The organism is Nocardioides sp. (assembly GCF_024509035.1).
Classification (GTDB): Bacteria; Actinomycetota; Actinomycetes; order Propionibacteriales; family Nocardioidaceae; genus Nocardioides.
This window is the reverse complement of record NZ_JANINT010000051.1, coordinates 1-11,129: the sequence shown is the minus strand read 5'-3', so window position 1 is coordinate 11,129 and position 11,129 is coordinate 1. Positions and strand designations below refer to the sequence as shown.

The window sequence follows — 11,129 nt, the reverse complement described above, 5'->3', positions numbered from 1 at the left end:
GGCTGCTGCAGCATCAGCCACATCGCCTCGACGTAGTCGCCGGCGAAGCCCCAGTCGCGCTCGGCGTCGAGGTTGCCGAGCACGACCTCGTCCTGCAGGCCCAGCTTGATCCGGGCGACGGCCTCGCTGATCTTGCGGGTGACGAACTCCGGCCCCCGGCGGGGCGACTCGTGGTTGAAGAGGATCCCCGACGAGGCGTGCATGCCGTAGGACTCGCGGTAGTTGATCGTCATGTGGTGCCCGAACACCTTGCTCACGCCGTACGGCGAGCGCGGCCACAGGAGGGTCCGCTCGTGCTGCGGGACCTCCTGCACCTTGCCGAACATCTCCGAGCTGGACGCCTGGTAGAAGCGGACGCCCTCCGGGTGGTCACCGGTGTGGAGCCGGACCGCCTCGAGGATGTTGAGCACGCCCTTGGCCGTCACGTCGGTCGTGAGCTGCGCGTTCTCCCACGAGTAGGCGACGAACGACACCGCGCCGAGGTTGTAGACCTCGTCGGGGTCGGAGTCCCGCAGGGCCCGGATCAGGCTCGACATGTCGGTGAGGTCGCCGTTGTGGAGGCGGACCTCGGGGAGGAGGCGCTCGACCAGGTCGCGCTTGGGGTTGTTCTGGCCGCGGATGAGACCGTGGACGTCGTACCCCTTCGCCAGCAGGAACTCGGCCAGATAGAGACCGTCCTGGCCGGTGATCCCGGTGATCAGTGCGCTCGGCATGCAGGCATTGTGCCCGAGACCCTGAGCTCGCCCGGGATCGCGGGTTTCGTCGCTCGCTCAGCACGGGCGTCGTAGATTGGGCGGGTGTCCGACACCCGCCAGGCCGAGCAGGTCCAGCACGTGGACTCCCGTCCACGTGGCCTGAGCCGCTCGGGCCTCCGGGAGTGGTGAGGTGGTGGCCCGCTCTCCACGTGCACGGGCCCTGGACTGGCTGGCGTCGGGGTGGTTCGACCGCGAGTTCTACGCGGCGCTGAGGGGACGCCGCTTCGGCGACGACGTCGAGGCTGCCGAGGACTTCGTGGAGCACGGCATGCCGCTGCTGCTCAGCCCGCATCCGCTGCTGCATGTCGTCGATCGGCCACCGCTGATCCGCGGGGCGTGGCGACGCGGCAACGTCGGACGCGTGCTGGCGGAGGTGGAGGCGGAGGTCGCGGCGGGCCGGCTCGATCCCACGCCTGTCGACCCGTCGGGCCGCGACCGGTTCCTCGAGGTGGCACGCCAGCTCGGTCGTGGGGGCGGAGCGGGGCCACCAGGGCCGCTCGGTGAGGATCCTGCGATCGACTGGGCCGCCGTTGCAGGGCGCAGCCGTCGGCCGGACCTCACCTCCATCGTCGTCGTGGCCGACGACAGGCGGGACACGATCCGGTCGGTGCGCGGCGTGCTCGAGGCCACCGACGGCCACGACCTGCAGGTGCTGATCGTGGACTGTGGCGCCCCGGCAACCGAGACGCTCGGCCTCTTTGCGGCGCTTCAGGACCGAGCGGAGGTGGGCCTGGTCCGGCTGCCGGCCGGTGTCGGGCCCGCGACCGGGGTGAACGTCGGGATCTCCCGCGCCGACGGTGACGTGGTGGTCGTGCTCGAGCCGCGCGTCGTGCTGCGCCGAGGGGCGATCGGCGCCATGCTCGCCGTGCTCGAGGACCCGGCCGTCGCCTGCGTGCAGCCTCTGCTGCTCGATGCGGACGACAGGATCCTCTCGGCGGGACGTCCGGCCGCGCGCGACGGGGAGCCCGAGCCCGTCCTGGTCGGCCATCCGCCTGACGACGCCCGGCGGCTGGACGGCCGCTCGCTCGCCGCGATCTCGGCGGAGGCCGTGGCGCTGCGGGTGACGGACGTGGCGACCGCAGGCGGTCTGCGCGGGGACCTGGCCCTGTCGGAGGCCGCGCGCGACCTCGCGGACCGGCTCGCCGATGGGCGGCCGGGAGGGCTGCGCCTCGCGCCCGCCGCCCGCGCGACGGTGACGGGCCGCGTGAGCGCCCCGGCCTCCCCGAGCCCCCCGGCAGACACCGAACGCCCCCGAGCCGCCGTACGCGGCTCGGAGGACACCCGCGTGCGGCGGTGGTCGATCAAGCTGCCGTCCTCGCCGGGCCCGGCGGGTGACCTGTGGGGCGACACGCACTTCGCAGAGGCGCTGGCCGACGCGCTGCGCGGCCTCGGCCAGGACGTGGTGACCTATCGCCGCGGTGCCCACGAGGGCGGCCCGCTCTGGCTCGACGACGTGTCACTCGCCCTGCGCGGCCTGCATCCGGTGCGGCCGGTGCCCGGTCAGGTGAACGTGCTGTGGGTGATCAGCCACCCGGACGACGTCGATCCGGCCGAGCTCGACGGTTACGACCACGTCTTCGCCGCCTCCGCACCGTGGAGCGCCGCGCTGTCCGCCAGCACCGGGCGCACCATCCGGCCGCTGCTCCAGGCCTCCGACTTCGTGCGACCCGCGAGGGGAGGGGCCGAGGTGGGCGGGGCGTACGACGGCCGCGTCGTCTTCGTGGGCAACGCCGGCGACGGCCGCACCCGCCCGCTCGTGCACCTGGCGGTGGACGCCGGGGTGCCCCTTGCCGTCTATGGCCGCGGCTGGGACGACCTCCCCGACGACGTCTGGTGCGGTGCCTACGTCGACAACGGCCAGCTGCCCGAGCTCTATCAGCGACACGGGATCGTCCTTGCCGACCACTGGCCCGACATGGCCCGGCACGGCTTCATCGCCAACCGCGTCTTCGACGCCGTCGCGTCAGGTGCCCGGGTGATCTGCGACGACGTCGCGGGGATCCACGATGTGTTCGACCCGCGCGACGTGGCGGTGGTGCGCGACGCCGACGACCTCCGGCGCGCGGTCGCCGAGTTCCGCTGCATCCCACGCGCGGAGGACGTCCCGCGGCCGCCGCTCTCCTTCAGCGACCGGGCCCGGACCCTGATTGCCGAGGTGGCGTGCGACTGACTCAGCTCGCGGCGTCGCGGGAGAAGCCGTAGCGCTTGCGCAGCACGCGGTGCTTGTTGGTGCCCTCGCGGTTGTCGCCCTTCTCGATCACCACCAGGTTGTGGTAGCAGTGCACCGCCCGGACATGGGTGTCGGCGTAGCTCGGCTCGTAGTCGTCGTCGAGGAACTCCTCGTGGTTGAGGCCGTCGACGAGGTTCTTGACGAACCCCATCGTGGTGTCGCGGGAGTGCCGGTCCTCGCTACCACCGAACTCGGGCCAGTAGGAGGTCTGCGTGTCCTCGATGGCGTAGACCGCGCCGTCGGGAAGGAGGGGGAACAACCGCTCGAAGGTCGCTCTGATGTCGCGGGGGCGGTGGCTGCCGTCGTCGACGACGACGAGCGGCACGCCGAACCGATCGATGATCGACCTCAGGACCGTCTCGTCGGTCTGGTCGCCGATCACGGTGGTGATGCGGGGCCGGTCCACGAACGACTTGTCCTCGATGTCGAGGCCGACGATCTCCGCCCGCTGGAAGTACCGCCGCCACATCCGCAGTGACGCGCCTCCCTGTCGGGAGCGGGCGTAACCGCCCACCCCGATCTCGAGCAGCAGGAACTCCTCGTCCCTGAGGTGCTCGAGGTGCCGCTCGTAGTGGGGCGTGTAGTAGTGGACGCCCCACTTGTCGGTGCCGGTGCTCTTCGCGATGTCGGTGAGGCTGGGTCGCGGCGGGTCGCTGTGCCCACGTAACCGATCCCAGACCTCGGGGCTGACGATCGGCTTCACGTGGCGGACGGCAGCTCGCCTGGCGACGTCGGTCGACCTCGACCTCCAGGTCGCGAGCAGCCCGGGTGATGGCGTCCGGGAAGATGCGGGGTTCACTCGGGGATCTCCTTGTCTGGGAGTCGGCACCGTCGACGCCTCACGACCCTAGTCGTCGGGCGTGGCCACGATCTCCCACTCCTGGCTGGTGCTCAGCGCCTGGTTGGGGAGGCTGACGGTGCCGCCGTCGGCGGTCCAGCCGTCGGGGAGGTCGGTCGCGGTGTAGCCGTCCGGCAGCTGGACCTCCACCCGGACCGATTGGCCCCAGACCGTGCCCTGTGGGTCGAAGGCGAGGTGGTAGGTGAGCTCGCCCGACTCGTCGACGGTGGCGGCGTCGTCGACGCGGTAGCGCATCTCGAACCGGGCCTTGCTCGCCGGCGGCAGGAGAGCCTTGGTCGCGACGAACCCGTGGCGGTAGAACTTGCGGAGCGTCGGCTCGAACGCCTTGCCGAGAAACGAGGCGTCCTGCACCTCTGTGTCCTTCGGAACGAAGACGCTGAGCGCGAGACCGGCCCACCGGGTGAAGTACCAGCTCTTCGGGTCGCGTCCGGGGAGGGAGTACGGCGGGGTCTCGTTGCCCAGGACCACCGTGAGCGCGTCCTGGGCGGACCCGTCGGGCTGCAGCTCGACCCGGAGGTCGATGTCGCGACGCTGGTAGAAGTCGACCTTCGATCCGTTCGTGTTCTGCGTGAACGCGCCGAAGTAGTCGCCCTCCGGGTCCGCGAGGTCGCCGTCGAGGCCGAGCGCGGCGAAACCCTTCTGCACGACCCGATCGCGGAAGAACATCGCGAAGTGGCGCTCGTCGGCAGCGGTCGCGAGCGCCCGCGCCTTCGCCTGGAAGTCGCCGTCGCCGAGGAACTTCTCCTTGAAGGCCGGGATGAGCTCGTCGTTCAGGGAGTCCTGCGCCGTGGGGTCGGGGTAGTACTTCTCGTAGCTCCCGACCAGGGTGCGGACGAGGTTCTCCGAGGTCAGCTCGCCGTAGCCGTCGAGCGTGATGGGGCCGGTGACGTCCAGCAGCTGCGCGAGCGCGACCACGTCGATCGCGATGACCCCGTCCAGGTGCTGCTGCTGGTTCTTGTCCCACGCCCGGAGGAGCTCCAGGCCCGAGACCGACCAGGACGGCGCGAAGGTGGCGCTGGTCAGGAGATGACGGCCGGGGTAGTGGAACGGGTTGCGGTTCACCGGGCGCCACGACATCGGCGTGAGCATCTGGGGGTTGCCGTCCGGCTGGACGGACTCACCGAGCTCGACCTTGCCGTGGTCGAAGGTGACGGGCGCGAACTTCAGCGTCGCCCCGCCCGAGTAGCGCAGCTCGGCGGGGTTGAGCATCGTGATGAGGTAGCTCCGCTTGCCGTTGAAGCCCAGGACGTCGGGTAGCCGCTCGAGCATCGGCGTGAGGTCGGTGACCGCTCCGGCCATCGGGTCCACCTCGTCGGCGGCCTCGTCGCGACGATCCGACATGAACCAGCCGATGAGGGGCGTCGAACCGCGGACCTCGCCGAGCGCTGTCTCGGCGGACGTGAGGTGCTCGGTCGCGCGCGTGATCCCCGCGACCACGCGCTGCAGCGTGGCCTCGTCGACCCGCTCGTCGCGGAACAGCGTGGCATCGGGCCCGGCCGCAGCGGGATAGAGGTCGACGCCGATCTCGGCCACGGAGGTCGCGTCGTCGAGCGCCTGGACCAGGTGGCGGGCGTCCTCGACGGAGCCGCCGACCACCGGCAGGGCCTCCCAGACGTCCGAGCCGAACCAGTTCGTCTCGCCCTGGGCCCTGTCGACGTGGCCCCGGGCGCTCGCGGTGAGCTCCCGGGCCTCGGAGACCTGCCCGTCCACCAGTGCGTCCTTGGCGTCGCTCAGGTCGTTTTTGGCGGCCTCGGACTCGAAGAACGCGACCACCAGGGGCAGCGCGAGGAGGACGAGGACCGCGACGACCGCGCCCAGGCCCAGCGTCACGCCTGCGAGCACGCGGCGTCGTGGCGAGGCGGCGTGGAACGCCGTACGGCGCGCGGCGATGAACCGTCGCATCTAGACCCCGGCCGGATCGTGGTCAACGGCGTGCGACATGCGGGCCATCCTCGCAAAGTCGGCCAAGGGCCCCGAATCGGGGCCTCGGGCCGGTCAGTAGGCGCCGCGCGACCGGAGGACCGCACCCACGGTCTTGGCGAGGATGTTGAGGTCCTGGAGGAGCGACCAGTTGTCCACGTAGTAGAGGTCGAGGCGGACGGCCTCCTTCCACGACAGGTCGGAGCGTCCCGACACCTGCCACAGGCCGGTCATGCCGGGGCGCACGCGGAGCCGGCGGTGCACGTCGGAGGCGTACTCGGCGACCTCGCTCGGCAACGGCGGTCGCGGACCGACCAGGCTCATCTCGCCACGCAGGACGTTGACCAGCTGGGGCAGCTCGTCGATGGAGTAGCGCCGCAGCCACCTGCCCGGTCGGGTGATGCGCGGGTCGTCCTTCAGCTTGAACAGCCCGCGCTCATGCCCGACAGCGGCCCTCAGCTCGTCGAGCCTCTCCTCGGCGTCCGGGACCATCGAGCGGAACTTCAGGCACGCGAACTCCTCGCCGTCGCGCCCGGTGCGGGTCTGGCGGAAGAGGACCGGTCCGCCGTCGGCCAGCTTGATGTGCAGCGCCGCCAGGAGGAACAGGGGACTGAAGAGGACGAGCAGGAGCGTCGCGCCGACCACGTCGAAGAGCCGCTTGCCCAGGCTGATCGCGTCGAGGGACCGCGGGGCGTCGATGTGCATCAACGGCAGCCCGCCGACGGGGCGGATGCGGACACGCTCGCCGGAGACGTCGGTGACCCGGGGCGCGACCACCACCTGGACGTCGTGCTGCTCGAGGTCCCACGCGATGCGACGCAGCTCGGTGGAGGAGGTGAGCGCCCCACTGGCGAAGAAGATGACGTCGACGTCGCGGTCCTTCACCACCGACGTGACCTCCTCGCAGTCGCCGATCACCTGGATGCCGCGATCGGTGTGCTCTCGGTGGTCGTCGGCCGGCGTCAGGGCGCCGACGACGCTGTAGCCGAGCCAGGACTCTCGGGCCAGGGCAGTGGCGACCTCGTCGACGTGCGAGGGGAGACCGGAGAGGACGACGCGGAACTGGAGCTTGCCCTGCTTGCGCGCATGCTGCACCGCGCGACGCAGCACCAGTCGTCCCACGATCAGGGCCGGGACGCCGACGCCGAAGATCAGCAGGTAGTAGCCACGCGAGAGCGGGTACTTCGCCAGGTAGCAGCCGACGCCCAGCAGAGCGGCCGTCAGCAGGCTGGCGTTCACGACCCGCTTGTACTCCTCGGTGCCGGCGCCGAAGAGGTCGTCGCGGTAGCCGCCGCGCAGCGCGATCAACGCCAGCCAGGCGACCCCCACCACCGCGCCGACCGCGGCGAACGCCGTCGCGTCGTCGGCGGGGGTCTCGAAGAAGTCGAAGCGCCGGCGTCCCCACGCGGCGAAGAGCGCCGACACTGTGACGACGACGAGGTCGAGCACCAGCGCGGAGGCCGGCAGGTAGCGCAGCGCCCTGCTCGGCGGTCCGATGACGCGTGTGCGTGTGGCTGAGAGCAGTGTCATGCGCGGCCTAGTCCCCCTGAACCGTCCGTTCGGCCCCGCGGCCGACCTGCCCCCCAAGCAGTGTCGCTCCCGGTCAGGCTGCGTGGCGTCGCAGCCGATCGAGGAAACCAGTGTAAGGCGGGCGTGTTACACGCGGGTATCCCGGTGCCCCGGCCGACGGTCGGGGGCGTCACGGTGAGAGGGCCGCGGGCGAACCACCGGCCCCGGTGGAGGTGTGGGCGGTCGCACGCAGTCGCGCCCCCGAGATCGTTCACGTATCGGACGCTACGCCGTCGTCGCCGAATGTCTAGACCTGAGGTGCGATGCGGACCCGCATCACGTGAGCGTGATGACGACCTTCACGTCCTCCTCGGACGCCTCGAAGGCACGCGCGGCCCGCTCGAGCGGCACCCGCCGGGTGATCAGCCGCTCGAGCCAGTCGAGGTCGGCGGCGGCGAGCGCGTCGGCGGCTGCGCGGTAGTGGCGGGTGTTGGCGTTGACCGATCCGATCACCGCGTCGTTCTCCAGCACCAGCTCGCGGTTGAGGCCGCCGGCGTCGATCGGGAGGGTGCGGCCGGTCGAGGAGACGCCGGTCAGGCAGACGACGCCGTACGGCGTGGTCGCGGTGATCGCGTCGAAGACCAGTGACCCGACCCCGGTCGCCTCGAGCACCACGTCGGGTCGGGCCGCCTTCGCGACCTCCTCGACGCTGCTGTGGTGGTAGGTGGCCCCGAGGTCGCGGACCAGCCCGGGCTTGGGGCCGTCGTCGACCAGGTCGAGCACGTGCACGTCCAGCCCGCGCTGCACCCCGATCATCGCCGCGAGCAGCCCGATCGGGCCGGCGCCGGTCACCAGCACCCGCTCCGGCTCGAACCATGCGCGCTCGCCGACCCGCTCGACCTGCTCCCACGCCTTGGCGACCACGCTGGTCGGCTCCATCAGCACCCCGGCCAGGCCCAGGTGGGCGGCCACCCGCACGGCGTACTTCTCCGGCACCGTCCAGCGCTGGCTGCCGTAGCCGTCGAGCTCCTTGATGCCGCGCTCGGTGTAGCGGCCGTTGCGGCACATGTCCCACTCGTCGTGGGCACACGCCCCGCACGGCACCGGATCGGGGCGGCGCACCACGCCCGCAACCAGGTCGCCCTCGGCGAGGTCGCTGCCGGCCGGCGCCTCGAGCACCCGGCCCAGGGACTCGTGGCCGAGCACCAGGCGGTCGCTGCCGGGCGGCGCCCAGCCGTAGTCGCCGCGCACGATCTCCTTGTCGGTGCCGCAGACCCCGATCGCCACACCCTCGACGAGCAGCTCGCCCTCGCCCGCCTCGGGCTCGGGGACGGTCGCGACGGCCAGCGACCCCCGCTGGAGCGGTCGGACGGTGAGCGCCCGCATGTGACCGCCGCTCACGGCGCCACGATGAGCGCCTGGGGGGCCGCCACCTTGAGTCGGGTGTCGAGCCAGGTGATCTGCCGCGCGGTCTCGGCGCTGCACGCGTGGGCGATGTCGAGCAGCTCGCGGTCGCGCAGGCCCTGCGCGCCCTGGGCGATAACCATCCACGTCGTCTGCACCAGGGAGGCGAGCACGTGCAGGTCCTGCAGGTCGCGCAGCAGGCCGATCTCGCCCTCTCGCGCTTGCGCCAACCCGGCCGCGTGCAGCCGCTCGGGCTCCTCGAGGTCCTCCTCGCCGTAGCGCTCGACCACCGGCGCGAGCTGGTCGCGGTGGCCGTCGCTCCAGCCGGCCAGGGTGTGGCACAGGTGGAACACGTCGGCCACGTGCGCGTGGCCCTCGGCCACCGCGCGGAAGGAGTCGGCCAGGGTCTGCTCGCTGTGGTCGGCCAGGCCGACGTACGTCGCCAGGTGCGGCATCTCAGCTCTCCCTCCCGTTGTCAGGGTGCGTCTGTGCCGGAGTGACCTTGCATGCGGCCGTCTTGAACGTCGGCTGCTTGGACACCGGGTCCCACACGGTCATCGTCAGCTCGTTGGCCGGGTGGTCGCCGTAGTGGAACGGCACGAACACCGCGCCCTCGGTCACGTCGGTGACCCGCACCGGCACCTCGATCGCCCCGCGCGGCGACTCCAGCCGCACCAGGTCGCCGTCGGCGACCCCGAGCCGGGACGAGTCGGCCGCCGCCAGCTCCACCCACGCGTGGGGAGCCATCGCGTCGAGCGGCCGGGACCGACCGGTCTTGGTGCGGGTGTGGAACTGCGAGACGGTCCGGCCCGTGGTGAGGCGGAACGGGAACTCCTCGCTGGGCTCCTCGTGCGGGGGCGAGTACGGCGCCCCCTTGAGGAACGCCCGCCCGGCGGGGGCCTGGGCCCGGTGCTCCTGCTCGGTGACCGTCCCGCCGGTGACCAGGTCGTGGCCGTAGGTCTCGCAGCGCTCGGTGTCGGTGGGGAACACCCCGTCGGCGTACAGCCGGTCGGTGCCCAGCGGCCACTGCACGCCGGTCGGCCCGCGCAGCAGGTCGTAGGTGATGCCGGTGTAGTCGCACGGCCGGCCCGCGCTGGCCTTGACCCACTCCCCGAACGCCTCCTCGGGCGTGCGCCACTTGATGAGCGGCTCGCCGTCCTGGTCGGTGAAGCCCATCGCGTCGGCGTACATCAGCCAGATCTCCAGGTCGCTGCGCGCCTCGCCGGGCGGGTCCACGGCCTGCTCGGAGAGGTGGACGGTGCGGTCGACGTTGGTGAACGTGCCGGTCTTCTCGCCCCAGCCCGCGGCGGGCAGCACGACGTCGGCCAGCTGCGCGGTCTCAGTGAGGAACAGGTCCTGGACGACCACGAAGCACTGGTCGCTGCCGAGGATCCGCTTGATCCGCTCGGACTCCGGCATCGACACCGCCGGGTTGGTCGCCGAGATCCACAGCAGCTCGATCGTGCCGGCCTCGGCGTAGGAGAAGATCTGCATCGCGTGCGTGGGCGGCGCCCAGTGCGGGATCGTCATCGGGTCGACGTTCCACAGGTCGGCGAGCTCCTGGACGTGCGCGGGGTTGTCCCAGTTGCGGAAGCCGGTGAGGTCGCCGTCGGCGCCGGTCTCGCGGTTGTTCTGCGCGGTCGGCTGCCCGTTCATCTGCAGCAGCCCCGCGCCGGGGCGTCCGAGCATCCCGCGCAGCAGGTGCAGGTTGTTGACCGCGACCGACGACGCCGTGGCCTGGTGAGACTGGTAGAAGCCCTGCAGCACCGTCGAGAGCACCGCCTCGGACTCCCCGAAGATCCGCGCGGCCCGGCGTACGTCGTCGGCGTCGATGCCGCAGATCTCCGCCGCCTTCTCCGGCGTGTACGGCGCCACCGCGGCCCGCAGGTCGTCCAGCCCGAGGGTGTGCTCGGCGACCCAGGCGTGGTCGATCCACTCGTCGTGCTCGAGCAGCTCGCGGGTCAGCGCGTTCATCAGCGCGAGGTTCGTGCCGACGCGCGGGGTCAGGTGCACCCCGCCGGTGCGCTCGGCCTCGGCGGCGACGGCCGTGCGGCGCGGGTCGACGCAGACCACCCGCGGCGGGTCCTCGCCGCGGGTGCGGTCGAGGATGCGCGACCACAGCACGGTCTGGGTCTCGGCCATGTTGTGGCCGTAGAGGAACAGGGCGTCGCAGTGCTCGATGTCCTCGTACGACCCGGGCTGGCCGTCCGCCCCGAACGACTCCTTGAGCGCGGCGGCCGCGGTGGCCGTGCACAGCCGGGTGTTCCCGTCCATGTGGGGCGTGCCGAGGCCGGCCTTCCCGATGACGGCCTGGGTGTAGTACTCCTCGATGAACAGCTGGCCGCTGGTGTAGAAGCCGTGGCTGAGCGGGCCCTTCTCCTCGAGCAGCTGCTGGGAGCGGGCGACGATGCGCCCCATGGCGGTGTCCCAGTCGGTCTCGACCAGCTCGCCG

At 71.7% G+C, this 11,129-nt stretch carries 8 protein-coding genes; 1 reads left to right on the top strand and 7 read right to left on the bottom strand.

All coding sequences use genetic code 11. The features are described from left to right. Positions 1-713 (bottom strand): GDP-mannose 4,6-dehydratase (locus tag Q0L15_RS04430; protein WP_296602521.1); only part of this gene is annotated, 713 nt, incomplete at its 3' end. A gap of 175 nt (positions 714-888) precedes the next feature. On the opposite strand from Q0L15_RS04430, the gene Q0L15_RS04425 reads away from it, so the two are divergent. After that, a complete protein-coding gene (locus Q0L15_RS04425) occupies positions 889-2,925 on the top strand; it encodes a glycosyltransferase (RefSeq protein ID WP_296602520.1) in 2,037 nt (678 codons plus the stop codon). A gap of 1 nt (position 2,926) precedes the next feature. On the opposite strand, the gene Q0L15_RS04420 is transcribed toward Q0L15_RS04425, so the two are convergent. The 6 genes from Q0L15_RS04420 to Q0L15_RS04395 form a co-directional block, all read right to left on the bottom strand. Further along, positions 2,927-3,688 (bottom strand): hypothetical protein, encoded by a 762-nt coding sequence (locus Q0L15_RS04420; protein ID WP_296602519.1) that lies wholly within the window; start codon positions 3,686-3,688, stop codon positions 2,927-2,929. A gap of 144 nt (positions 3,689-3,832) precedes the next feature. Beyond that, entirely contained in the window at positions 3,833-5,746 is a 1,914-nt protein-coding gene (locus Q0L15_RS04415; RefSeq protein ID WP_296602518.1) for a DUF4012 domain-containing protein, read from the bottom strand. 93 nt (positions 5,747-5,839) lie between these two features. Beyond that, positions 5,840-7,294, bottom strand: coding sequence for a sugar transferase (locus tag Q0L15_RS04410; protein WP_296602517.1), 1,455 nt, complete (start codon positions 7,292-7,294; stop codon positions 5,840-5,842). Positions 7,295-7,609: 315 nt separating this feature from the next. Then, complete coding sequence (locus Q0L15_RS04405; protein WP_296602516.1) at positions 7,610-8,674, bottom strand: glucose 1-dehydrogenase; 1,065 nt, start codon at positions 8,672-8,674, stop codon at positions 7,610-7,612. Then, positions 8,671-9,132: a hypothetical protein gene (locus tag Q0L15_RS04400; RefSeq protein WP_296602514.1), complete on the bottom strand. Its 462-nt coding sequence runs from the start codon at positions 9,130-9,132 to the stop codon at positions 8,671-8,673. Before Q0L15_RS04400 ends, Q0L15_RS04405 begins: the two co-directional genes overlap by 4 nt. 1 nt (position 9,133) lies before the next feature. Further along, on the bottom strand, positions 9,134-11,129 hold a 1,996-nt coding region (locus tag Q0L15_RS04395; protein ID WP_296602513.1), incomplete at its 5' end, for a molybdopterin oxidoreductase family protein.